23 protein-coding genes are annotated in these 23,732 nt (G+C 68.6%); 10 read left to right on the forward strand and 13 right to left on the reverse strand.

Annotated features, from left to right (window positions below):
• Positions 1-337: 337 nt before the first annotated feature.
• Both ACIA49_RS15485 and ACIA49_RS15490 read left to right on the forward strand, forming a co-directional pair.
• Positions 338-1,690, forward strand: coding sequence for an MFS transporter (locus ACIA49_RS15485; RefSeq protein ID WP_396377804.1), 1,353 nt, complete (start codon positions 338-340; stop codon positions 1,688-1,690).
• A complete protein-coding gene (locus ACIA49_RS15490) occupies positions 1,687-2,823 on the forward strand; it encodes an ROK family protein (RefSeq protein ID WP_396377805.1) in 1,137 nt (378 codons plus the stop codon). Before ACIA49_RS15485 ends, ACIA49_RS15490 begins: the two co-directional genes overlap by 4 nt.
• Here the strand turns inward: ACIA49_RS15490 and ACIA49_RS15495 are convergent.
• The 3 genes from ACIA49_RS15495 to ACIA49_RS15505 all read right to left on the reverse strand — a co-directional run bounded on the left by ACIA49_RS15495 (position 2,805) and on the right by ACIA49_RS15505 (position 4,967).
• Positions 2,805-3,386 (reverse strand): dihydrofolate reductase family protein, encoded by a 582-nt coding sequence (locus ACIA49_RS15495; RefSeq protein ID WP_396377806.1) that lies wholly within the window; start codon positions 3,384-3,386, stop codon positions 2,805-2,807. The two genes, ACIA49_RS15490 and ACIA49_RS15495, sit on opposite strands and share 19 nt — an antisense overlap.
• A 65-nt stretch (positions 3,387-3,451) precedes the next feature.
• Complete coding sequence (locus ACIA49_RS15500; protein ID WP_396377807.1) at positions 3,452-4,291, reverse strand: AraC family transcriptional regulator; 840 nt, start codon at positions 4,289-4,291, stop codon at positions 3,452-3,454.
• Positions 4,292-4,391: 100 nt separating this feature from the next.
• The gene (locus tag ACIA49_RS15505; RefSeq protein WP_396377808.1) at positions 4,392-4,967 is read right to left on the reverse strand and encodes a TetR/AcrR family transcriptional regulator; all 576 of its coding nucleotides are present in this window, start codon (positions 4,965-4,967) and stop codon (positions 4,392-4,394) included.
• Between the two features lie 85 nt (positions 4,968-5,052).
• Between ACIA49_RS15505 and ACIA49_RS15510 the strand changes: the two genes are divergently transcribed.
• Positions 5,053-5,943: an SDR family oxidoreductase gene (locus ACIA49_RS15510; RefSeq protein WP_396377809.1), complete on the forward strand. Its 891-nt coding sequence runs from the start codon at positions 5,053-5,055 to the stop codon at positions 5,941-5,943.
• Positions 5,944-5,965: 22 nt separating this feature from the next.
• Here the strand turns inward: ACIA49_RS15510 and ACIA49_RS15515 are convergent, their stop codons facing one another.
• The 10 genes from ACIA49_RS15515 to ACIA49_RS15560 form a co-directional block, all read right to left on the reverse strand.
• Positions 5,966-6,334 (reverse strand): YchJ family protein, encoded by a 369-nt coding sequence (locus ACIA49_RS15515; RefSeq protein ID WP_396377810.1) that lies wholly within the window; start codon positions 6,332-6,334, stop codon positions 5,966-5,968.
• A 61-nt stretch (positions 6,335-6,395) separates the two neighbouring features.
• Positions 6,396-7,634, reverse strand: coding sequence for an ATP-grasp domain-containing protein (locus tag ACIA49_RS15520; protein WP_396377811.1), 1,239 nt, complete (start codon positions 7,632-7,634; stop codon positions 6,396-6,398).
• The gene (locus tag ACIA49_RS15525; RefSeq protein WP_396377812.1) at positions 7,631-8,869 is read right to left on the reverse strand and encodes an MFS transporter; all 1,239 of its coding nucleotides are present in this window, start codon (positions 8,867-8,869) and stop codon (positions 7,631-7,633) included. Before ACIA49_RS15525 ends, ACIA49_RS15520 begins: the two co-directional genes overlap by 4 nt.
• A complete protein-coding gene (locus tag ACIA49_RS15530; protein WP_396377813.1) occupies positions 8,866-10,107 on the reverse strand; it encodes an acetyl-CoA carboxylase biotin carboxylase subunit family protein in 1,242 nt (413 codons plus the stop codon). The genes ACIA49_RS15525 and ACIA49_RS15530 overlap by 4 nt, the downstream gene beginning before the upstream one ends.
• A 1-nt stretch (position 10,108) precedes the next feature.
• Positions 10,109-10,483, reverse strand: a complete 375-nt coding sequence (locus ACIA49_RS15535) for a hypothetical protein (protein WP_396377814.1) — start codon at positions 10,481-10,483, stop codon at positions 10,109-10,111.
• Entirely contained in the window at positions 10,480-12,831 is a 2,352-nt protein-coding gene (locus tag ACIA49_RS15540; RefSeq protein WP_396377815.1) for an FAD-dependent oxidoreductase, read from the reverse strand. Before ACIA49_RS15540 ends, ACIA49_RS15535 begins: the two co-directional genes overlap by 4 nt.
• A 6-nt stretch (positions 12,832-12,837) precedes the next feature.
• Entirely contained in the window at positions 12,838-14,178 is a 1,341-nt protein-coding gene (locus tag ACIA49_RS15545; RefSeq protein WP_396377816.1) for a class I tRNA ligase family protein, read from the reverse strand.
• Positions 14,171-14,524, reverse strand: coding sequence for a cupin domain-containing protein (locus ACIA49_RS15550; protein ID WP_396377817.1), 354 nt, complete (start codon positions 14,522-14,524; stop codon positions 14,171-14,173). Before ACIA49_RS15550 ends, ACIA49_RS15545 begins: the two co-directional genes overlap by 8 nt.
• 311 nt (positions 14,525-14,835) lie before the next feature.
• Positions 14,836-15,246 carry a ferritin-like domain-containing protein gene (locus ACIA49_RS15555; RefSeq protein ID WP_396377818.1) on the reverse strand — a complete coding sequence of 137 codons (411 nt, stop codon included), beginning with the start codon at positions 15,244-15,246 and terminating at the stop codon, positions 14,836-14,838.
• The gene (locus tag ACIA49_RS15560; RefSeq protein WP_396377819.1) at positions 15,243-15,791 is read right to left on the reverse strand and encodes a cell division protein FtsK; all 549 of its coding nucleotides are present in this window, start codon (positions 15,789-15,791) and stop codon (positions 15,243-15,245) included. The genes ACIA49_RS15555 and ACIA49_RS15560 overlap by 4 nt, the downstream gene beginning before the upstream one ends.
• A 152-nt stretch (positions 15,792-15,943) precedes the next feature.
• On the opposite strand from ACIA49_RS15560, the gene rimP reads away from it, so the two are divergent.
• The 7 genes from rimP (at position 15,944) to ACIA49_RS15595 (ending at position 23,670) form a co-directional block, all read left to right on the forward strand.
• Positions 15,944-16,483 (forward strand): ribosome maturation factor RimP, encoded by a 540-nt coding sequence (gene rimP, locus ACIA49_RS15565; protein WP_396377820.1) that lies wholly within the window; start codon positions 15,944-15,946, stop codon positions 16,481-16,483.
• A 1-nt stretch (position 16,484) separates the two neighbouring features.
• Positions 16,485-17,477 carry a transcription termination factor NusA gene (gene nusA / locus ACIA49_RS15570; protein WP_396377821.1) on the forward strand — a complete coding sequence of 331 codons (993 nt, stop codon included), beginning with the start codon at positions 16,485-16,487 and terminating at the stop codon, positions 17,475-17,477.
• Between the two features lie 45 nt (positions 17,478-17,522).
• The gene (locus ACIA49_RS15575) at positions 17,523-17,909 is read left to right on the forward strand and encodes a YlxR family protein (RefSeq protein WP_396377822.1); all 387 of its coding nucleotides are present in this window, start codon (positions 17,523-17,525) and stop codon (positions 17,907-17,909) included.
• A gap of 68 nt (positions 17,910-17,977) precedes the next feature.
• Complete coding sequence (infB, locus tag ACIA49_RS15580; protein ID WP_396377823.1) at positions 17,978-21,193, forward strand: translation initiation factor IF-2; 3,216 nt, start codon at positions 17,978-17,980, stop codon at positions 21,191-21,193.
• Positions 21,194-21,293: 100 nt separating this feature from the next.
• A complete protein-coding gene (gene rbfA / locus ACIA49_RS15585; protein WP_396377824.1) occupies positions 21,294-21,734 on the forward strand; it encodes a 30S ribosome-binding factor RbfA in 441 nt (146 codons plus the stop codon).
• Entirely contained in the window at positions 21,734-22,621 is an 888-nt protein-coding gene (gene truB / locus ACIA49_RS15590) for a tRNA pseudouridine(55) synthase TruB (RefSeq protein ID WP_396377825.1), read from the forward strand. Before rbfA ends, truB begins: the two co-directional genes overlap by 1 nt.
• Before the next feature lie 170 nt (positions 22,622-22,791).
• Positions 22,792-23,670 carry an NAD-dependent protein deacetylase gene (locus ACIA49_RS15595; protein ID WP_396377826.1) on the forward strand — a complete coding sequence of 293 codons (879 nt, stop codon included), beginning with the start codon at positions 22,792-22,794 and terminating at the stop codon, positions 23,668-23,670.
• Positions 23,671-23,732 lie beyond the last annotated feature (62 nt).

Below are 23,732 nucleotides of genomic sequence, written 5' to 3' on the forward strand. Positions count from 1 at the left end.
GATCGAAGTAGCGCTGTGGAGGTCCGCGAGCTTCAGGTTGTCGGTGTTTGCCATTGGGAGAGCGCATGCGTCAGTAGCGTTCGTGCGTCTGCGCCGTAGGACTGGTAGGGCGGTCGCAAGGGCCTTCGACGGTGGCACGGCGGTCAGGTGCGTGCGGCGGGGCAGGCTCGCCGAGCTGGGGGCGGGCGCCATCACTCGCGCCACCTCAGGCGTGCACGGGTGGGGTTTACCGCCTGTCGTGTGTTGGTTGGTGCCTGTCTGTACGGCGTGGATTGCCCTGACACACCCAGTGGGGTGGTCTCTGACCTGGGACTATTTTAGTGTTTGTCGCACATAAATGCGTCGAGTCCTGGGGGATCGAGCGATGGCGATGGTGATGGCGAGTCCGCGGCGGGCGCGGTTTGCGCGGAACTGGACCGGGCGGCTGGTCGCGTTCGGGGAGTTCATCGACGGGTACGACCTGCTGGTGGTGGGGGCGGCGGTGCTGTTTCTGCGGCCGGCGTTCGGGCTCAGCAACGGTGAGGTCGGGTTGGTGACGGCGTCGGCCTTTGTCGGTACGGCGTTGGGCCTGCTGGTCTTCGGTGATCTGTCCGACCGGTTCGGGCGGCGGACGATCTTCATGGTGAACCTGGTGTTCTTCGTGGTGGCGTCGATCGGGGCGGCGTTCGTTCACGAGGTCTGGCAGTTGGTGCTGGCGCGGTTCGTGCTCGGTGTCGCCGTCGGCATGGACATTCCGACGTCGCATGCCTTCCTGACCGAGATCGCGCCGAAGGCCAGGCGGGGCCGGATCGCGGGGAGCCTGCCGAACCTGATGTGGCTGAGCGGAGCCATCGTTTCGGTGCTGCTCGCGCTGGCTCTCAAGCCGGTCTTCGGGAACGAGACCTGGCGTTGGCTGTTCGGCCTGGCCGCGATCCCCGCCACGGCGGTGTTGGTGGCGCGCCAGTTCCTGCCCGAGTCGCCACGCTGGCTGCAGGCGCAAGGCCGTACCGAAGAAGCCCAGCAGGTGTACGACGCGCTCGGACTCGAACCGCCGAAGCCTGAACTCGAAACGCCGAGGAACTACAAGGCGCTCGTGGCCGGGGGAGCGTGGCGCCGGCTCGTGGCCGTCACCGCGTTCTTCGCCTTCCAGGCGTTCGGTGGCGCGGTGGCGACGGTCGCCGGCCCGTTGATCATCAGCAGCATCGGGATCGGAGTGTCCAACACGCTGCATTTTTCCTTGCTGGGCTTCGTGATGGGCCTGATCGCGGTCTCGGTCGGCTCGCTGATCATCGACCGGGTCAACCGCCGGTGGCTGGGCGTCTGGACCTGTCTCGGAGTCTTCGTAGCAGGTCTGGGTATCGCGATCACCGGCCGCCATCCCGGTGCCGGCCTGGTGATCTGCTGGGCCGTGTACGCGACCCTGGTCTGGCTCGGCCCCGGCGTACTGTCGTGGGTCTGGAGCACCGAGGCGTTCCCGACCGCCTTGCGCGGGCTCGGCTCGGGGATCGCTCAATGCGTGACCCGGCTGGCGATCGCCCTTAATGTCTTCCTGGTGCCGACCCTCTTGCAGAAGCACGGCATCGCCGTCGTCGCCTGGTACGCCGGTGCGTTCGCCGTCAGCGCACTGATCGTGGTGGCGTCGCCATGGCTTGCCACCACCGGCGTCGAACTCGAGGATCTCGCCGAGACCCGAACGGCGGAGACCGGGTGACTTCGAACCTGAGTGGGACACAGCCGCGCCAGGCCCGCCGGTCGAACACGTCCGCGGTGCTGCAGTTGCTGGCTCAGCGTGGTCCGCTGGCACGGGCCGACATCGCCAAGGAGTTGTCGCTCAACCATGCGAGTGTCGGCCGGATCCTTGATCCATTACTTGCCGACGGCATCGTTCGTGAGTGTGCGCGGGAATCCAGCGGCATCGGCCGGCCGCGGACACCGGTGGAGCTCGATCCAGACGGCCGGTTCGCCATCGGTATCCACCTCGGTGTCGAGCGCACGACGATCGGGTTGACCGATCTGACCGGCCGCTGTGTCGAGACGTACGCCGAGGACCGCGACCCGGCCGATCACGCCACCACTGTTCGCCGGGCAGGTGAACTAGCAGCGGGTCTGGCGGCCCGAGCTCGCGGGCGAGTCCTCGGCATCGGTGTGGTCGTCGGCGGTGACGTGGACCGGACGACCGGAACCGTCGTACGGAACGAAGCACTGGGCTGGTACGACGTCGGCGTTGCCGAACCACTTCGCCGACGCACGGGCCTCGACGTCCTGGTGGACAGCAATGCCCGCGCACACCTCAATGCCGAGCTGACCTTCGGAGCCGGGCAAGGCCTGCGCAGCGTCCTGTACCTGTTCGTCGGCAACGTCGCCGAGATCGGATTCGTCAACCATCCGGCACCACTCAACGCCGACAACATCGTGCACGGCAGCCTGCGACGGATCGCCGTACCGAAGCTCACGCGCGACGGCGACGCACGCTTCGACGAGTGCGGAACGGATCTGATCCTGCTCGCCGCAGCACGATCCGCCGGACTCGCTACCCCCACACTCGCCGATCTCGTCCGCCTCGCCGACGAGCACGATCCGACCGCGGTCGACCTCCTCACCGCCCACAGCGCCCAAGTCGCCGTCCTCGCCGACACCGTCTACGACCTCATGCGACCAAACCTCGTCATCCTCGGCGGCAGCGGCGCCCCCACCGACCGTTGGCTCGAGGTTGTTCGCGGTCAGGTCGAGACCGTCCCACCGCAATCCCTCACCCGCCCCCGCGCCACCACCAACCCTCTCGTCACCGCTTCAGGCAGCCTCGTCGTACGCCAATTCTTCGCCGGTCAGTTGCGGACCTGGTAGCGGAGGTGGAGGACTCGGTTGGCTTGAAGTACGACGTCGGGGTCTTCCAGTAGGTGCTGGGCGTTGACTGAGCCGAAGTAGCGTTTGCCGGAGCCGAAGACGACGGGTACGACGTCCATGCGGACCTCCTCGACGAGGCCGGCCGCGAGGATCTGGCCACCGACGTCGCCGGCGGCGACCTCGACCAGGCGGTCGCCGGCGAGCTCTTGTGCTTTGGCTATGGCTGCTTCGATGCCGTTGACGAAGTGGAACGGTGCTTCGGGGTCCCAGCCCTCGGGTGCTGGGCGGTGGGTCACGACGACCACGTGGTCGATGCCGCCTGGGGGCTTGCCGTCCCAGCCGTCGGTCATGTCGAAGACGTGGCGGCCGACGATCGTCGTACCGATCTGGTCCCAGTACGGGCGGACATAGTCGTAGGAGGCCTGCGACACCTTGAGTTGGCCGCTGTCGTCCATCGCGACCTCGCCGCTGGTCAACCAGTCGAACAGCGGGCCGGGCATGTCGTTCTCATCCGCGATGAAACCGTCCACCGACACCGTGCTGTACATGACGACCTTGCCCACGGGGCTCTCCTCTGCTTTGGGTGCCCCTAAATTAACGTGTGGTGATCAGTCGCTCTTGTAAGAAATCAATCGGCCGGGAGCGGCCAGCTGTCGAGCGTGTGGTCGGGATGCTCGCGCAGGAAGCGTCGCCGGACTTCGACGTACTGGGTCGGGGTGAGCCCGGTGAACGCACGGAACTCGTGCGTGAAGTGCGCCTGGTCGAAGTAGCCCGCGCGGGCGGCGACGTCGCCCCAGTCGATCGGTACGGCGGGATTGATCGCCAACACCGTGGTGGCGAAACGCTGGGTGCGGGCCAGCCGCTTCGGGGTGACGCCGACGAGTTCCTTGAACCGTTGGGTGAGGTGAGTGCTGCTGACACCGGCCGCCGTGCTCAGGTCGCCGATCGCCACGGCTCCGTTGGTCGCCGCGATCACCTTGCTGGTATGACGAACGAGCCCCAGTCCGGCGGTCTCGCGGAGCCGTCGCCTGAGCTCATCCTCGAGCAGCGTCAGCATCTCGTGTGGTCCGTGCGCCGTCGCCAGCCGATCTCGCAGCTCGGCAACGGCGGGCCGGCCCCACACTTGCTCGACCGTCACCGGGCGGTCGCACAGTTCGGCCGCGGGCATCGGCAGTAACGGCGCCAGGCCCCAGGGCTTCAAGTGCACGCCGACGGACCGAGTGTGGAGTGGATAGCCGAACTCCAAGGCACGAGTGGGTGTCGTGATCACGCAGCCGTCGGCGTACTCGGCTGCGGTGATGTCAGTGCCGGCCCGGATGCGGAACGGCGCGCCGAGATTGACGATGAGCAGCGCACCAGGCATCGGCGGCAGCGTCAGTCGCGCGTACGGCGACACACCCTCCAGGTAGTAGAGGTCGTCGACCAGCCCGTCCAGCGGCGGCCGCGGCACTCTGGACACGTACTCCATCCCCACAGCATCGCCTACGCCGGAGTCGTCGAGAACGACATGAGGTGTGCACTTCGGGAGGATGGGTTCACGCTCAGGCCGTGGTCCGGACGGCACAGTGTCAGCCGAGGGCGGTGGTGGCGGCTTGGAGTTCTTTGAGGGCCGCCAGCGCGTACGGCGCGAACTCGGCGTCGGCGCGGTCGCTCTCGGACCAGGTGAGGTAGCCGCGTTTGAAGGCGAGGGCGCCTAGTTCGGCGGCGAGGGCGGCGACCGGGTCAGGGATGCCTCGGGTGACCAGCGCATCCACCATGGCGGCGGTGAGGCCGACTGTTTTGAGGGCGTCGCGTTGCTGGAGTTCGGTGCTGGCGGCGATGGCTGCCTTGAGCCGGGGGGCCAGCTCGCGGTTCATGGGGCCCATGAACGTCGCGGCGCGGGCCAGACCGGCGGCGACTGCTTCGAGGGGTGTCGCGCCGGCGGGTGCTTCGGTGATGCCTTCGACCAACAGGTCGCTGAGGGCCTCCTGGCCGGCGGAGAGGAGTTCGCGCTTGTCGGGGAAGTGGCGGAAGAACGTGCTCTTGGTGACGCCGGCGCGCTCGGCGATCTGGGCGACGGTGGTGGTGTCGTACCCCTGCTCGGTGAACAGGTCGACGGCGGCCAGCACGAGGCGTTCGCGTGCTCCCGGTTCCCAGCGACTCATGGCACCATCATAGGTGACGGGACTTTTGTCCCATCGCGGCGTACAGTGATGGGACAAAGGTCCCATCACTTGCAGGAGAGCTCTCATGAAGGTCTTCATCACCGGCGGTACCGGTCTGGTCGGCTCCGCCGTCGTCACCGAACTGCTCGGCAACGGCCACACCGTCGTCGCCCTCACCCGCTCCGACGCCTCGGCACAGGCCGCCGTACAGGCCGGCGCCGAGATGGTCCGCGGCGCCCTCACCGACCTCGACGTACTCCGAGCCGGCGCGGCTCAGGCCGACGGTGTCATCCACCTTGCCTTCGGCAACGACTTCAGCAGCGCCGAGGCGGTAGCGGCCAACGTGGCCGAGGAGACGGCCGCTCTGCAGGCTCTGGGGGAGGAGCTGGCGGGAAGCGGCAAGCCGTTCGTCACAGTCTCCGGTACGCCGGCCGCACCGGACCGGCCGTCTCTCGAGACCGACCCGCTTCCCGCCGAAGGTCTGGTCGGTGGGCGCAGTCTCGCGGTCGCAGGTGTAGTGACGCTGGCCGATCGGGGCGTCCGGAGTTCGGCCGTCCGCTTGCCGCGCACGGTGCACAACAACGGCGACGGCGGTTTCGCAGGCCTGCTGGCTCTCATGGCCCGCCGCACCGGCGTCGTCACCTACCCGGGCGACGGCACCCAGTGCTGGCCCGCCGTACATGCTCTCGACGCAGCCGTGCTCTTCCGCCTGGCCCTGGAGAACGCCGAGGCCGGTACCTACTGGCACGCGGTAGCCGATGAAGGTGACCGGGTCGCTGACATCGCCGAGGTCATCGGCCGCCGCCTCACCCTCCCCGTCAAGGCGGTCGCCGTCGAGGAGTTCGGCCCGCTCGGTCAGATCTTCGCCGCGGACCAGCCTTCATCCAGTGCTCACACCCGCCAAACCCTCGGCTGGAACCCCGAGCACCCCAGCCTGCTCGCCGACCTCGAGAACATTCAGCCCACCATCATCTGATGGGATGGCTGGGCGGTGGCGTTCACCGACCTACGTACTTCCACTCGCCGGACTCGCGGGTGAAGTGGCTGTTCTCCTGCTGGGAGCCGCCGCGGTAGTTGGCGCGGAAGGAGACGGTGCCTTCGGTGTGGAAGGGGGTGCCGTCGGTGGTGGCCAGGATCTCGAGGCCGGTCCAGCGGATGTTGGGGGAGAGCTCCAGCACCGGCGGCCGGGTTGTCGAGTGCCAGGTGCGGAGGAGGTAGGCGGTGTCGCCGACCACGAAGGCCGAGTAGCGCGACCGCATCAGCTGCTCGGCAGTGGCCGCCGTACGGGTGCCGTTGTGCAAGGCGCCGCAGCAGTCGGCGTACGTCGCGGGGAGGCCGCACGGGCAGGGAGATGTCGGACCTGGCATGCAGGCGATTGTTGCAGCAGGCCCGGGCGGTTGGTGGTCCGCCCGGACCCGGTACGACGTACTAGGGGGTCTCGATGACGATCTTGGCCTCCATCTCCAGGACCCGCTGGTAGTCCTCGTCGAGGGTCTGGGGGTCGCTGTGGATCAGGATCACCCAGGCCAGGCAGGTGAACAGGTCGACCGTGGCCGGTACGACGGCGTCCTGTTCGTGCAGCACCTTCATCCAGTGGAACGACTTCAGCGACTCGATCCCGTCGAACACCTCGCGGTTGCGGAAGTACCCCTCCGACGGCGCGATGATGAAGATGCCGCGCAGGTGCTGGACCAGGTCGAACCCGTCCCGCACCTCGCCACGCACGCGATGTGCGACGGTTCGCTTGATGTGGTTGTCGCCGGTGGCCAGTTCGCTGACCATCTGGTGACCGCCACCGGCCGGGCGGGCCGCGACCTCGATCAGGCGCGGACCGTCGGCCGTCATCATCACCTCGACGTGCCCGCAGCCGATCCGGATGCCGACCGCGTCCAGGACGTCGCGGGTGTAGGGCCAGAGCGCCTGCACCTCCGGGTCGTCCTCGGCGAGGAAGTCGATCCGCCGGTAGATGCCGATCTTGTCGCCGCGACCGACCTTCGTGTACCGGCAGACGTCGACCAGCGCGTGCACGCCGTCGACGCTGTAGGTGTCGACCAGGTACTCCGTCCCCTCGGCGTACTCCTGGATCAGTACGGCGTCGTTGACCAGCCCCATCTTGTTCGCCCGGCCGAGCACGCGGTGGAAGCGCTCACGCCAGTCGCCGCCCTCGAAGACGACGTACACCTCGTCACCGGCCGCGCTCTTCGGCGGCTTGATCACCAGCCGTTTCCCGAGCAGATCGTTGGCCCGCAACCATTCCTCGGCCTCGGCCTCGTCGGCGGTCAGCACCTGCCGCAGCCGAGGTACACCGGCCGCAGTCAGGGCCTGCGCCATGTCCCACTTATGGCGTCGGGCGGACGCCAGCGCGGGCACGTTGCCCGTCCCCGGCAGCAGGATCTCGATCAGCTGATCACACAGCTCGACCCCGCTCTCGGCGCCTGGCACCAGATACTCCGGCTCGTACTGCCGCAGCTCCTCGGCCAACGCCTGTACGTCGCCGGTGAAGTAGTGCACGTGGTCGAAATCCTGCGGGTTCCAGCTCGTCGTGTACGCCGGTGGCGGCTCCAACCCACTCAGTACGGCGACCGGCCGCCGGCCCGCGGTCCGGAACGCGGCCGGATACTCCTGACCCGTGGACAACGGATCCACGATGATCGCGTAATCACTCATGCCGGTTCTCCTTCGACAACAACGGAGGCAAGTTCGTCGACGCGGGCCGGCGCCATCCCGAAGTACGCCAGCACCAGCCCGACGGCACCGAGCGCGCCGCACCACAACCACACCTGGGTTCCGGCGCTGTTCCACACCCAGACCCCGAGGAACGGGCCGAGGGCGGACCCGAGACCGAACATCGCGTGCGCCCCACCGACGTACCGGCCGAGCAGCGGCTTCGGCGCGGCCATGCCGGGATAGGCGAACATGGTCGGCCCGCCGACGATCTCGGCCAGCGTCCAGAGCAGCGTGCCGATCACGAAGATCGCCAGCCCGCCGGGCAGGGCGTAGAACGCGAGCCCGCCGCCGAGCAGGACGAAGCCGAGCATCGCGACCGTGCGGGCCGGCTTGTTCTGCACGACCTTGGTCACCAGCAACTCGCAGGTGATCACGATGAAGCCGTTCAGCGCGACCATCGCGCTGTACCACCACGTCGAGAACCCGTCGGCCTTCATGTGCAGCGGCAGTACGGCGAGGTACTGCATGTAGATCGCCGCGTTGATGAACATGCAGACGAGGAACAGCACGTACTTGTGATCCCGCAGTACGGCGAGGTAGCTGCCCTTCGGCTCCGGCTCCGCGGACTCTGCCGGGGCAACCCGCTTCCGGCCAGGCAGCGCGACGATCGCGACCAACGCATAGGCGAGGGCGGCGATCGCTTCGCCGATGAACAGCAGGTTCCACGAGATCGCGACCAGCGCTGCACCGATCAGCGGTGCGGCCGTCGTACCGAGGTTCATCGCCAGCCGGTAGATCGCGAACGTCATCACCTGCCGGTTCTGCGGGGTCAGCTCGGTCAGCAGCGCGGCCGAGGCCGGCCGATAGAACTGCCCGACCGCGCCGGCCAGCGCGACCACGATGATCACCGTCGCGTAGTTCGGCACGTACGCGATCGCCAGGACGAACCCGGCCATCCCGAACATGCTGATCATCACCGCGGCCCGCGGACCGATCTTGTCCGTCAACGAGCCGCCGATGATCAGGCCGATCACCGAGCCACCGCCGTACACGCCGAGCGCCGTACCGGCCTGAACCGGGGTGAAGCCCTTCGACGTGGTCAGGAACAGCACCAGGAAGACCTGCAGGAACCAGCCGAGCTTGTTCACGAAGACGCCGACCAGCAACGCTTTCACCGGCGCGGGCGCCTCCTTGATGGTCCGCCAGATCCCGACGCTCTCGTCAGTTGTGCTCATGAGGCCGGCTCCTTGGGATGACCGGACCAGCGCAGCGCGTGCTCGGCCGCGTCCAGACCGGCCCGGCTCTCCGCGATCGAGCCGGCGACGGCGGTCGCGTAAGCGATCCGGCCCCACAGCGTTCCGTCCGGCGGGGGACTGGTCGTCACCCCGGCCTCCATCAGTACGACGAGCTGGTCGATCGCCGGCGCATCGACCGGGTCGAACGCGACCGAGTCGAGCACAGTGTCGTTCTCGTCGACGTAGAAGAACCGGACCCCACCGACCTGCGTCCGCGTCGGCGCCAGGTCGGGCGCCCGGCCACAGGCCACCGCAGCGGCCGCCAGACCCGGATCGGCGCCGGTCGCCTGCAAACCGAGATAGGGAATGAGATCGCCGCCGATCCGGGCGTTGATCTCGATCACCTTCGGCCCGTCGGCCGTCATCATGATCTCGGTGTGCGTGACGCCGTCGGTGAACGCGATCGCCTTGTGCGCATCGACGAGCACCTGCTGCAGCTGGTCGTCGGCGAGCAGCGGGTCGGTGGCGTCGACGAAGTGCCCGATCTCCTCCGCGTACGGCGGGTAGCCGATCTCCTTACGAGCAAGGCAGAACGGCGTCACCTGCCCATGGAAGACCGCGGCATCGATGCTGATCTCGTAGCCGTCGGCGAATTCCTCGACCAGGACCTTCACGTCGTAGTGCGGCGCTTCGGGCACGGTCGTGTCGTGGGCGAACGCCCAGTTGTCCCGCAGTTCGGTGGCGTCGTTCACCTTCACCACACCCAGGCTCGCAGCCAGTGCACGCGGTTTGAGGATGATCGGATAGCCGAGGTCGTCGGCGGTCGCCAACGCTTCGTCCACGGTGTTCACCAGCACGGACTTCGGCTGTGGTACGCCGTGCTCGGCAAGCGCCGTACGGGTCAGGTGTTTGTCACGACACCGGTTGATCATGGCGACGTCACCGCCCGGCAGGCCGAGCGCTTCGGCGACGTGAGCGGTCTGCAGGATCCGCGCCTCGTCCCAGCAAAGCACTCCGTCGATCGGGTCCTGCTCATTCAAGGTGCGCGCCGCAGCGACCAGCGCCTCGGCGTCGAGCGTGGACTCCAGCACGGTCCAGCCGTCCAGGTACTCCTTCTCCCAGGTCGGCTCGCTGTGCAGGAACATGTGCAGCCGGTACTGCGGCGCGATCGACCGCAGGATGTACTCCCGGAACAACCGCATGCCGGTGGCAACCACCAGCAGATGAGGCCTCGTCATCTCATGCCTCCCTCAGAGGGCTGGGGATCTGCCGGATCCGGCTCACGCCGCGCGAACCGTCGGCCCGCTCGAAGTGGTCGGAGATCACGATGTTGCCCTGGGCATCGAACTCGGGGACGCTGTGGCAGCCGCCGCTGATCAGCTCACCGCTCTCGGTCAGCAGGCAGTACGACGCGTCGAACGTCCCGTCGGCGCGGAGCCGACCGACCAGCCGGCCGCTGCGCAACGTGCCGCCGGCGTAGAACTCCGCCCAGACGAGGTCGTCCTCGCGGTGATACTGCCCGTACGGCGCCTCGCTGTCCGGATCGTCATTCTCGAGCCGGAACCACACCCCGTCCACATCCGGAAAGACCGGCTCCGGCAGTGCCGCGATCACCAGTGCACCGCGCAGACATCGTCGGAGATCGGGTAGATCTCGCGCTCGAACATCGAGTTGAGCACGATCGCGGCCCGGACCGGCAGCTGGGTCAGCCCGGCGTTCGTCAGGCCGTGGCTGTACCGGCTCGCGTTGAACGTGAAGATCTTGTGCCCGTTCATGCCCTTCCAGCGCACCGAGTAGTCCGACTCGACCACCGCGTGGCCGTCGTCGTCGGTCTCGATCCGCTCCCGCAGCTCGTCGTCGAGCGGCGCCCGCACGTGCTCGCGACCGGCTGCGACGACCACCTGCCGTACGACGTGCTCCTCGGGCAGCGTCGACGTCGAGCAGCACAGGCGGATATTCCCGTCGGACAGGAGATCCGACGTACGGACATCGCGACCGGGCAGCAGCGTGACCGGGAACTGGCCGAGCGTGAGGAAGCCGTCGTAGTTGGCCTGGTAGAGCGCCCGCAGCCCACCCGGCGTGATGGCGTCACCGCTGTAGCGCGAGTCGTCGATCATCTGCCGGCGGGTGGTGCGGTTCAGGCCCTGCAGGTACTGGATGTGCGACGGCCGGTACAGCTCGTTGGCCATCGGCGAGTCGTCGATGCTGCGGAACCACTGGTTCCGGCCGATCCACTTCACGTCGGTGAAGCCCGAGCCGAGCAGACGCAGTACCGACTCGAGACCGGTCTGGCCGCCGCCGACCACGGCGGTCGGTGCGGTCCGGTCGAGCGCGGCCAGCCGCTGGCCGAGGTCGTCGGCGATGAAGGCCCGCTCGGCCGGCAGACCACCCAGGTACGCCGGTCGCACAGCGCGGGTACCGAGTCCGAGGACGAGATGCTCGGACACGGCGGTCGGTACGCCGTCGACGCTGATCTCGAAGCCGTCGTCGGTGATCGAGATCGAGTCCACCTGGGCGCCCCACTTCACCACGCCGAGCCGTTCGGTGGCCCAGGTCAGGTAGCGCTCGTACTCGATCCGGGGGAGCGAGTCGAACTGGGAGTTGATCAGCGCGTAGAGCCGTCCCGAGGTGACCAGGTAGTTCAGGAAGGTCAGCTCGTGCCGGGGATCGACCAGCGAGACGAGATCCTTCATCCAGCCGGTCTGCATCCGGACCCCGGGGTAGAGCAACGGGGTGTGCCAGCCGGATCCCGGCCGGGAGTCGAACAGGGCGAGCCGGTCACTGGTGACGCTCTTGTAGAGCGCGGCCAGGGACAGGTTGGAAGGTCCGGCCCCGATACCAACCGTGTGGTAGCGGGGCGTGGTTCGGACCTGCTGGTGCGTACCTCGTTCGGTGATCGTCATGCGCTGGTGCTCCGTCCGCGAAGTGGAGTTGGCTGTTGCCAGTAGTTCGGTTGCTGCGGCCCGGCTTGCGGCCAGCGCGGTCTTCACGCTGCCCCCGGACCCACCGGTGAAGGTGTAGAGCCGATGGGTTCCACCAGGGACCGGCCAAAGGGTCAGTACCGGTGGATCGGCATAACTGTCGGCCGTGCTGACCACGTGGTCAGGCGCCGACAACTCGAGGTGTGGCAGCCGCTCGCCCGCGATCCGGACCGCCTGGACGGCCAGGTCCGGGACCGGGGCACTGCTGCCGGGAGGAACCGACCAGCGCTGCGTGTCGACCCCGAGGAGGAGCCGGCCGTCCGCCGTCGGCCGTCCGAACAGGTCGCTGGTCTCGTCGACGAACATCGTCGGCAGGTCGCCGGTCACTGTGTAGGTGGCGATCTGGATCGACTTGGTCTTGGTGTGCGCGGGTAGCTGGTTCTCGGCCAGGAACGCCGGAGTCCACGAGCCGGCGGCGACCACGACCGCGTCGTACCGCTCGGCCCGGCCCAGGAGCCGGCAGACGACCGATCCGTCGGACTGGGGGAGCAACCGCAGCACAGGACCGGCGAGAACCCGACTCGTCCGGCCGGCGGCCAATCGCCGTACGACGGTCTGGCGCAGCCGGTTGGGATCGATGAAGCCGGCCCGTCGTTCACAGACGCCTACCGTCCCCTCGGGCAGGCCGTGCCAGCCGCGCCGACGCAGCTCGGTCCGGTCGACGACGGTCGTCGAGCCCGGGTGCGCGTGTTCGACCTCGGCCACGGCCGCGGCCAGTCCGTCGTACGACGGGAGCAGGTAGGTGCACCCGGTCTCCGTGTACGCCGCTTGGTCGTGGAGCGTGCCGAGGAGCTCAGCCAGGCTCTCGATGGCCAGCCGACGCTGGAGCGGATGCGTCTCGAACCCGCGGACGCCGCCACCTGAGGACGCGGTCGCGTCGGTCTCGGGAAGGCCGGTGATGAGGTCGACCCTGGCCTGTCTGCTCAGCCGCCAGGCCAGCAGTGCTCCGGCGATTCCGGCACCGATCACACCGATGCGCATTCCGGCTCACCCCAGCCCGGTCAGCACGGCACGGAGAGAGCCGGTGTCGGCGCCTCCGGCCAGCAGCGTGAGCAGGCAGCGCGCTGCCAGTGGTGCGTCGAAGGCGATCGGGGTGAGCGCCGCCTCGCCGCGGGCCAGTTCGGTCGCCGCGAGAGCCGGATCGAGAGAGTTCGTTCGAACGCCCGCCAGGAGCGGTTCGGCGGACCGGGCGAAAGCTTCGAAAGAATGCTGGCGGAAATCGCTTTGATAGCGGTCGGGCCGGTCCCAGGCCAGAAACAAGCGAACGATTGACGGGTCGTGACCGCGGAGTAATTCCGTGGCTGTGATTCCGTGTTTCCGGCTGGTCGAGAATTTCGCCCCGTCGAATGTGAAGAACTCGTTGACAATCAGTCCGGAAAGCGGTGACCGGGCGACTCCCGCGGCCGCCCAGACGGCCGGCCAGTAGACGGCGTACCAGAATGCGTTGTCGAGGCCGAGGAAATGCCAGAGGCGGCCGATGCGCCCGATCGCGGCCAGGTAGCCGGCGATGTCGGCGGCGCCGGGATCGACGGCGCGCGCGATGCCGTACAGATCGGCGAGCGCGACCTCGGTGTAGGCGCCGATCCGCAGACCGGTCAGCGGGCCGTCGCCGTCGATGCCCCAGTTGGTCGGGTAGGCGAGCGGGATCTCGGGCAGCCCGGCGCGCAGCACGCGGTCGACGAGTTCGCGCACGGGCGGTGGCAGCTCGGCCCGGAGCCAGGTCTCGATCAGGGCGGCGCGGTGGTCCTCCATCCGCAGTACCGGCACGGTGGCCTGGAACGCACGGGGCTCACCACCACAGCGCCCGCAGACCGGATCGACCATCGTCTCGACCTGGGTGAAGGTGCCGCAGACCTCGCACGCGCCACCGGCCGCGGGCTCCTTGCACTCGCCACACAGTCCGCTGAGGTAGGACTCGTGCAGAGTGCGATCGCAATCACTGCAGGCATACAAGGTGATCTCGCGCATCGGTGCCGCGCCGGAGTCGACGAGGTGATTCATCAGTTGCCGGATCACCGGCGGGTAGCCGGCATCGAGCGGGTCGGTGAAGCGGTCGTAACCGATGCGGGCCCGGGCGTAGGTGTCGAGGATGTCGTCGCGGAACTCGGCGGTCATCGCGTGCGGATCGCGGCCCTCGTTCTCGGCTCGCGTCAGGACGTAGTTCTGATGGACGTCGAGGCCGCTCGTGACCACGACCTGTTCGCCGCGGGCACGTGCTGCCCGGGCTGCGAGGTCGGCGGCCAGGTACGGGCCGGACAGGTGGCCGACGTGCAGTGGCCCGTTGACGGTCGGCTGCGGAAACGTGAAGACGCTGATCTGCTCACTCATTGCTGTGCTGTCCAGTGATGGGCATCCAGTACGCACTGAAGACGGTCAGCTCAACGGAATCAGACCGGTTCTGTACGACGTGCTGCTCGGTGCTCGACATCAGGAACGCGTTGCCCTGCTGGACTTCGTACTCGTTGCCGCCGGACAGCACATGCGCCGTACCGGCAACGACCAGGGACAGTTCGAGCTCGGGATGCTGGTCGAGTGGGCTCTCCGAACCGGGCGGAACGGAGTACCACATGGCCTGGAACGGCAGTTCCCGATCCAGTTCGTATTGTTCCCAGCGGACCACTCGCAGGTCTTTCACGAACTGGTCGTCGCCGGTACGCAGGTCGAATGTACGCATGCTTCGCCACCCTCCATGATCCTGCCGCGAGCAGGACCGAAGAAGTTGAATGAATACACGGAACAAGGCGCTGCGAACGCGCCGAGACATCGCAGCGACAACACTGCGAGGCACGCGACCTGCGCCACCAACGCGGTCGTCGTGAAAGCCGGTGACCCCCCAGTCTCCGTGGCCGAAAATATAGGGAAGGTGGCGCTGCGAGTAAAGGGGAATACGCTATGAATTTCCGGTCGGTTCGTAACTCTGCCGGAATTCCTTCGTTGGGACCGCTATTTGGCGGCGGACCGTGTCCGCCCAGTCACCGAACGGATCTAGACGGTGCCGGGGAACGCGGCCGGCGCGCCGCCCCAGGTGACCTGTGCCGACGCGGTCGCCAGCAGTTGGTCGATCGCCAACTGACGGACCGGCGGTTGCTCGGCCGCCTCGACCAGATCGCCGTACACGGCGGCCAGCCGGCGTTCGATGCCGAGGATCAGCGCTGAGGCGCTGACCGCGTTGGTGACAGGGCTGGGCAGGTCGTACGCCGGTTCCGCGGCGACCGGGGTCTCACCGGCCGCGGAGATGAGGGCGCTCAACTGGTCGCGGTTGTCGCGGTGCCGGTCGAAGGTGTCGGTCGCGGCCTTGAACTTGGCGCCACTGAGCTTGCCGCCGGCCACGCCGACGCCGTACAGGGCTGCGTGCTCGCCGGCCAGTGCGGCCTGCAGAGCCTCGATCTGGGTCATGACGAAGCTCCCTTCCTGGTCGGGAGCAGGGTCGAGCCGAGCTGAAGCTCGGAGGCAGCGATCATCGCCAGCAGGCGGGCCTGCGGGCCGCTCACCTTGGCGGCCGCAGCCGCGTGGGCGATCGAGGCCTGCTTCTCGAGCTTGGCCAGCACGGCCAGGGCCGCGGCCGCGCTCGTCGGAGCTGAGGTCGCACCAGGCTTGGCGGCCGTGACCCCTTCGGTCTCCTGCAGCTTGGCCAGGTGGCTCGCGTGGTACTTCGCACCGGCGGCGAGCTTGGCTTTCAAGGCCGGGTACTTCGTGCCGATCAGCGTGTACTGGCTGACCAGTCCGTTCACCAGGCCGGCCGCGGTCGTGAGTGCCGCGACGACTGCCGGGTCCACCGTCGGAGTGGCCGGAACGGTTTTACCCGACTCGGGGTCGACGGCGCCCGGCGTACCGGAGCTTGCCTGGTCGTCCTTGCAACCGGCCAGCAGCACGGCACCTGAGGCCAGAGCGACGGACTGCAGCGCGACGCGGCGCGAGAGTCGGAGGGGTTCGTTCGACACCCCGGAACCTTACAAGGTGACCGGGTGATCATTGGCCTGTGACGAGGTGGTGACGTGAGCACCCTCTGCGGGCAGATAAGGTGGGCTACTGCCCTCGGACGGATTGCCGAGTGGTGGAACGGGCGCACAACTGCAGAGAGGCAGGTCTACCTGTGAGCCGAAAGACTGACCACACGGACACCTCTGGCCTCGAGAACTTCCTCCAGCCGATCGTCGCGCAGTTCGGCTGCGACCTGGAGGAGACCGGCATCATCCCGGTCGGCAAGCAACGCATCCTGCGGGTGCTGGTCGACCGCGACGGCGGGATCAACCTCGACGACATCGCCGAAGTGACCCGCGCGCTCTCCAAGGCGCTCGACGACAGCAACATCATGGGTGAGGGCCGGTACACGCTGGAGGTCTCCAGCCCCGGCGTCGACCGGCCGCTCACGCTGCCCCGGCACTGGCGCCGCAACCTCACCCGCCTGGTCGCTGTCACGCTGACCAACGGCCAGAAACTGACCGGCCGCATCAAGACCGCCTCCGACGAGGCGGCCGAACTGGACGTCAAGGGCACGCTCCGCACCGTCGCCTACGGCGACGTGGACAAGGCCAAGGTCCAGATCGAGTTCAACCGGCCCACCGGCACTGACGACACGCAAGCACCTGCCGAAGGCGACGAACTCGCCGACGACGCGGTGGAGGAGAACTGACATGGATATCGACATGGCCGTCCTGCGGTCGCTCGAACGGGAGAAGGACATCTCCCTCGACATCGTCGTGGACGCGATCGAGGCCGCCCTGCTGGTGGCCTACCACCGCACCGAGGGCGCCCAGCAGCACGCGCGCGCCGAACTGGACCGCAAGACCGGGCACGTGACGGTGATGGCGCGCGAGGTCGACGACGAGGGCGCGCTGCTGCGCGAGTTCGACGACACCCCGAAGGACTTCGGCCGGATCGCCGCGACCACGGCCAAGCAGATCATCCTGCAGCGGCTGCGCGACGCCGAGGACGAGGTCCGGTACGGCGAGTTCTCCGGCAAGGAGGGCGACATCGTCTCCGGTGTCGTCCAGCAGGGCCGCGACCCGCGCTCGGTGATGGTCGACCTCGGCAAGATCGAGGCCGTGCTGCCGGCCCCGGAGCAGGTGCCGGGGGAGAAGTACGACCACGGCTCCCGGCTGCGGGTCTACGTGGTCGGGGTCCGCAAGGGCTTCAAGGGCCCGCAGATCACCGTCAGCCGGACGCACCCGAACCTGGTCAAGAAGCTGTTCGCGCTCGAGGTCCCGGAGATCGCCGACGGCACCGTCGAGATCACCGCGATCGCCCGCGAGGCGGGGCACCGGACCAAGATCGCGGTCCGGACGCTGAACCCGTCGGTGAACGGCAAGGGCGCCTGCATCGGCCCGATGGGCCAGCGGGTGCGCAACATCATGCACGAGCTGCACGGTGAGAAGATCGACATCATCGACCACAGCGACGACCCGGCCACCTTCGTCGGGAATGCGTTGTCCCCGGCGCAGGTTACGTCGGTAGAGGTGGTTGACGCGGCGGCCCGCGCCGCGCGCGTCGTCGTACCGGACTACCAGTTGTCCCTCGCCATCGGCAAAGAGGGCCAGAACGCACGCCTCGCGGCCCGGCTGACGGGCTGGCGGATCGACATCCGGCCGGATACCGATGTGACTGGTGAGGACAAGTTGGTAGACTGATCTCTCGGTCCGTCGACTGAGTCGCAACCACACCCTGAGGAAGATGTGACAGACGCGCGTCCTGGCAAGGTTCGGGAGCGCACCTGTATCGGGTGCCGGAAGCGATCCAGTCCGACAGATCTGCTGCGGATGACGGTGTCCGGAGGACTTGTCCTCCCGGATCCCGGGCGTCGGGCACCCGGCCGTGGGGCGCATGTGCATCCCACACTCGAGTGCTTCGAGCTCGCTGTCCGGCGCAAGGCGTTCCCACGGGCCTTCAAGGTCCCGGGCCCGCTCGACGTGACCGGGCTGCAGGAGTTCCTCGCGCAGCGTGATAGGCAAGATGTACACACGGCGGCCAACCGGCCGTCCGCGGCGGTCCAACCGGGCCGTCGTGACCGACATGAAGGCGGGTCATCGACTCATGACCACTCGATGAGTGTCTACCGATGAGTGCAATGCGATGAGCATGTACGTCAACTAACGGTCCGCGGCCCCAGGCTCGGACCAGAGGGAGAGTAGTGGCAAAGGTCCGAGTCTACGAGCTCGCAAAAGAGCTCGGAGTTACCAGCAAGGTCGTTCTGACCAGGCTGAACGACATGGGTGAGTTCGTTCGATCGGCATCCTCGACCATCGAGGCGCCGGTTGTCCGGCGGTTGGCGGAAGAGTTCGAGAAGAACCCGCCGAAGAAGCGCGCGGCCAAGAAGGCCGCCGCCAGCACGTCTGCCGCGCCGCAGGCGACCGCTCCGGTCGCACCTGCCGAGCCGGTTCAGCAGTCCGAGCCGGCCGCATCCGCTCCGGCAGCAGCACCGACCCCGGCGCCCGTCGCCGAGTCGGCTCCCGCACCGGTGGCGCAGGCCCCGGTGGCCGAGCCGGCCGCGGCCGCTCCGGTGGCTCCGGCTGCCAAGGCAGCGACGCCTGGCATCAAGCCGGGTCCGCGTCCGGGCCCGAAGCCGGGTCCGCGCGCCGAGACCCCGGCCGCTCCGGTCGAGACCCCCGCTGCGGTGGCTCCGGTCGAGACTCCGGCCGCCCCGAAGGTGGAGGCCCCCGCGGCCACGCCGGCCTTCGAGGCTCCGGCGGCCAAGGCCGCTCCGGCTCCCGAGGCTGCCGCTCCGGCCGCCCCGGCGGCGCCGCGTCCGGCTGCCGACGCTCCGGTCCGTCCGGGCCCGCGTCCGGGTGGTCAGAGCTCCGGTGGTCAGGGTGGCGCTGCGCCGCGTCCGGGTGCAGCCGCACCGCGTCCGGGTGGCTCCGCGCCGCGTCCGGGTGCACCGCGGCCCGGTGGCAACCAGCGTCCGGGTGGTCAGGGTGGTGGCCCGCGTCCGGGTGCACCGCGTCCGGGCAACAACCCGTTCAGCTCGACTCAAGGTATGCAGCGCGGTGGCGCCCGCCCCGGCCCCGGTGGCCAGGGTGGCGGTCAGAGCGGTCCGGGTGCTCCCAGCCCGGCCGGGATGGCTCCGCGTCCGCCGGCAGCCCGCGACGGCGGCGGTCGTGACGACCGTCGTGGCGGTAACGACCGTCCGCCGCGTTCCGGCGGCGTACCGGGTGCACCGCGCCCGAACCCGGCGATGATGCCGAAGTCCTCGGCCGGTACCTTCACCGGTCGCCCCTCGGGTCCCGGTGGGGGCCCTGGCGGCGGCGGTGGCGCCGGTGGCCGTGGTCGCCCCGGTGGCGGCGGTCCGGGTGGACCGGGTGCCGGTGCACGTCCGGGTGGCGGCGGTGGCGGCGGTTTCCGTCCCGGCGGCGGCCCGAGCGGCCCTCCCGGTGGTGGCGGCGGTGGCCGTCCCGGCCCGGGCAACCGGGGTCGTGGCGGAACGCAGGGTGCCTTCGGGCGTCCGGGTGGTCCGGCTCGTCGTGGCCGGAAGTCGAAGCGCGCCAAGCGCCAGGAATTCGACAACATGCAGGCTCCGGCCGTCGGCGGCGTTCGCGTTCGCCACGGTGACGGCGAGGTCGTCAAGCTCGCTCGTGGCGCCTCGCTGACGGACTTCGCCGAGAAGGTCGGCGTCGACCCGGCGTCGCTGGTGCAGGTGCTGTTCCACCTCGGTGAGATGGTGACCGCGACCCAGTCGGTCAACGAGGAGGTCCTGCAGCTGCTGGGCACCGAGTTGAACTACGACGTCCAGGTCGTCTCCCCCGAGGACGAGGACCGCGAGCTGCTGCAGTCGTTCGACATCGACTTCGGCTCCGATGAGGGTGGCGAGGCCGAGCTGGTCAAGCGCCCGCCGGTCGTCACCGTCATGGGTCACGTCGACCACGGTAAGACCAAGCTGCTGGACGCGGTCCGGTCGGCGAACGTCGTCGCCAAGGAAGCCGGTGGCATCACCCAGCACATCGGTGCCTACCAGGTGACCACCACGGTCGACGGCGAAGAGCGCGCCATCACCTTCGTCGACACCCCGGGTCACGAGGCGTTCACCGCCATGCGTGCTCGTGGTGCGCAGGCCACCGACATCGTCATCCTGGTGGTCGCGGCCGACGACGGCGTGATGCCGCAGACGATCGAGGCGCTGAACCACGCTCGCGCGGCCGGTGTCCCGATCGTGGTCGCGGTCAACAAGATCGACGTCCCGAGCGCCGACCCGGCCAAGGTGCGCGGTCAGCTGACCGAGTACGGCCTGGTCCCCGAGGAGTACGGCGGCGACACGATGTTCGTCGACGTCTCGGCGAAGTCGCGGATCAACATCGACGGGCTGCTCGAGGGTGTCATCCTCACCGCGGACGCGTCGCTGGACCTGCGGGCCAACCCGAACATGCCGGCCCAGGGCATCGCGATCGAGGCCAACCTCGACAAGGGCCGTGGTCCGGTGGCGACCGTGCTGGTTCAGCGTGGAACGCTGCGGGTCGGCGACTCGATGGTCGCGGGACCGGCGTACGGCCGGGTCCGGGCCATGCTCGACGAGCACGGCGACGCGGTCGAAGAGGCCACGCCGTCGCGTCCGGTCCTGGTGCTCGGCCTCACCGCCGTACCGGGTGCGGGCGACAAGTTCCTGGTGGTGGACGACGACCGGATGGCCCGGCAGATCGCTGAGAAGCGTGAAGCCCGGGCGCGTGCGGCCGCCAACGCCAAGCGTCGTGCGCGCCGGACCCTCGAGGACTTCATGGCCTCGATGGAGAAGGGCGAGACCCAAGAGCTGCTGCTCATCCTCAAGGGCGACGTGTCCGGTTCGGTCGAGGCGCTGGAAGACGCCCTGGTCCGGATCGAGGTCGACGACGAGGTCAACCTGCGCGTCATCGACCGCGGTGTCGGTGCGATCAACGAGAACGACGTCAACCTGGCCATGGCCTCGAACGCCGTCATCATCGGCTTCAACGTCCGGCCGGCGGGTAAGGCCGGCGACGTGGCCGAGCGCGAAGGCGTCGACATCCGGTACTACTCGGTGATCTACTCCGCGATCGACGACATCGAGGCGGCCCTGAAGGGCATGCTCAAGCCGATCTACGAGGAGGCCGTCCTCGGCCACGCGGAGATCCGGGAGATCTTCCGCTCCTCGAAGGTCGGAAACATCGCCGGTTGCTGGGTCACCGACGGTCTGGTCCGGCGCAACGCCAAGATGCGCCTGATCCGCGACGGTTCGGTGATCGTCGAGAACGGCGAGCTCTCGTCGCTGAAGAGGTTCAAGGACGACGCGTCCGAGGTCCGCGAGGGCTTCGAGTGCGGTCTGACCGTGAACAACTTCAACGACATCAAGGTCGGTGACATCGTGGAGTCGTTCGAGCTCCGCGAGAAGGCCCGCAACTGACCGCAGTACTGCTCTAGTAACGTCCGGAGTGGCGGGTCCGACCACCGCCGCTCCGGACGTTTCGCATGATTGATCCAGGTGACAGAGGGAGTGAGCCCTGATGGGTGAAGCAAGGGCGAAGCAGTTGGCCGACCGGATCCAGGTCCTGGTCGCGGAGCTGCTGGAGCGCCGGGTCAAGGACCCGCGGCTCGGCTTCGTCACCGTGACGGACGCGAAGCTGACCGCCGACCTGGGCGAGGCGAGCGTCTTCTACACGGTGTACGGCGGTGAGCAGGACCGCGCGTCCACGGCCGCGGCGCTGGAGTCGGCGCGCGGGCTGATCCGCAGCGAGGTCGGCAAGGCGCTCGGGTTGCGGCGCGCTCCGAGCCTGGCGTTCTACCTGGACTCGGTCCCGGAGACCGCGGGCCAGATCGAGGAGCTGCTGCAGAAGGCCCGGCAGGCCGACGCCAAGGTGGCCCAGGCCGCTGCTGGTGCGAAGCCGGCCGGCGACGCCGACCCGTACAAGCGCAAGGACGAAGACGACGAGGACGAGCAGGACTAGTGCTTGACTTCACGCCTTCCTCGGACGGCATCGTGGTGGTGGACAAGCCGGCGGGGATGACCTCGCACACGGTCGTCGCGAGGGTCCGGCGGCTGGCGGGGACCCGCAAGGTGGGGCACGCCGGCACGCTGGACCCGATGGCGACCGGCGTCCTGGTCGCCGGCCTCAACCGCGCCACCCGGCTGCTCGGCCACCTCCAGCTCGCCGACAAGTCGTACGACGCGACCATCCGGCTCGGCGCCAGTACGACGACCGACGACGCCGAAGGTGAGATCGTCGAGACCGCCTCCGTGGCAGGGGTGACGCCCGAGGCGATCTCGTCGGCGACGACGGCGTACCAGGGTGAGATCTCGCAGATCCCGTCCGCGGTGTCCGCGATCAAGGTCGACGGCAAGCGCGCCTATGAACGTGTGCGTGCCGGCGAAGAGGTCGCCCTCAAAGCGCGCACTGTCACGGTGTCGCGCTACGACATTCTCGACATTCGTGTCGGTGACGAGTGGATCGACGTCGATGTGTCGGTCGACTGCTCGAGCGGCACGTACATCCGTGCGCTGGCTCGGGATCTCGGCACCGATCTGGGCGTCGGCGGCCACCTCACCGCACTTCGCCGTACCCGCGTCGGCTCTTTCGACCTGTCGGCGGCGCACACCCTCGAGTCGCTCGCCGAGGACTTCGCCTGGCTGCCCATCGCAGACGTTGCCGCGGGCACCTTTCCCCGCTACAACGCCGACGACGAACAAGCCGCCGCCATCCGCACCGGCCGCCCCCTCCCCGGCCTCAACCTAGCCTCCGGCCAAACCGCCATGTTCGACCCCTCCGGCACCTTCCTGGCCCTCTACGAACCCCACGGCCCCCTAGCCAAACCCACCGCCGTCTTCGTCGGCTGACCAGCGGACCGCCCCCACTCACCAACCCGGTGGCCGCCCCGGATCTCACGCTCAGCGCCGCTCCGCGTGGTGGTCGAATGAGCGGTTACTGAGTGGCGGGCGTCCGGGTGCGTAGCCTGGGCGGCGTGCGTGAGCCACCCTCGGCGTGCGCCGGTAAGTACTCTGGAGCAGTGCGTTCCCGTCCAACCCTGCAGTGGGCCCCCGGCCCCGACGTCCTCGCGCTCGAACCCGGTACGACGGATGTCACCCCGCTGACCGAGATCGTGGCCGGCCGGAATGTCGTCGTACTGAGCGGTGCCGGTCTGTCGACGGAGTCCGGCATCCCCGACTACCGCGGCGAGACCGGCAGTCTGCGGACGCACACCCCGATGACGTACGACGACTTCGCGAGCAGTGAGTCCGGCCGCCAGCGGTACTGGGCGCGCAGCCACCTCGGCTGGCGCACGATCGCCCGCGCCCATCCGAACGTCGGCCACCGCGCCGTCGCGAGCCTGCAGGCCCGCGGTTACCTCAGCGGCGTCATCACTCAGAACGTCGACGGCCTGCACACCGCCGCCGGTACCAAAGATGTGATCGAGCTGCACGGCAACCTCGACCGGGTCATCTGCCTGAACTGCGGTACGACGTCCGCCCGCGAAGCCCTCGACGCGAGACTCCGCGCAGCCAACGAAGGCTTCGAGGCCGAAGCGACCCGGATCAACCCCGACGGTGACGTCGACCTTCCTGAGGACGTCGTGCAGTCCTTCACCGTCGTCCCGTGCACGGTCTGCGGGGGAGTGCTCAAGCCCGACGTGGTCTTCTTCGGTGAGAACGTCCCCAAGCCGCGCGTCGAACGCTGCTACCGCCTGATCGACGCGGCGAACGCCGTACTGGTCCTGGGCTCGTCTCTGACCGTCATGTCCGGCTTCCGCTTCGTCCGCCATGCAGCCAAGGCCGGTACGCCGGTCCTGATCGTCAACCAGGGCATCACCCGCGGCGACCCGTATGCGCTGCACCGCATCAACTTGCCGCTCGGCCAAGCGCTCACCGAGCTGACGGCGCAGCTCTGACAGTCGGACCCCACCGGGCCGGGCCATGCGTGAGGTGGCCCAGCCCGGGGTCCGGCGTACGG

It is taken from the genome of Kribbella sp. NPDC051587 (assembly GCF_044453945.1).
Taxonomy (GTDB): domain Bacteria; phylum Actinomycetota; class Actinomycetes; order Propionibacteriales; family Kribbellaceae; genus Kribbella.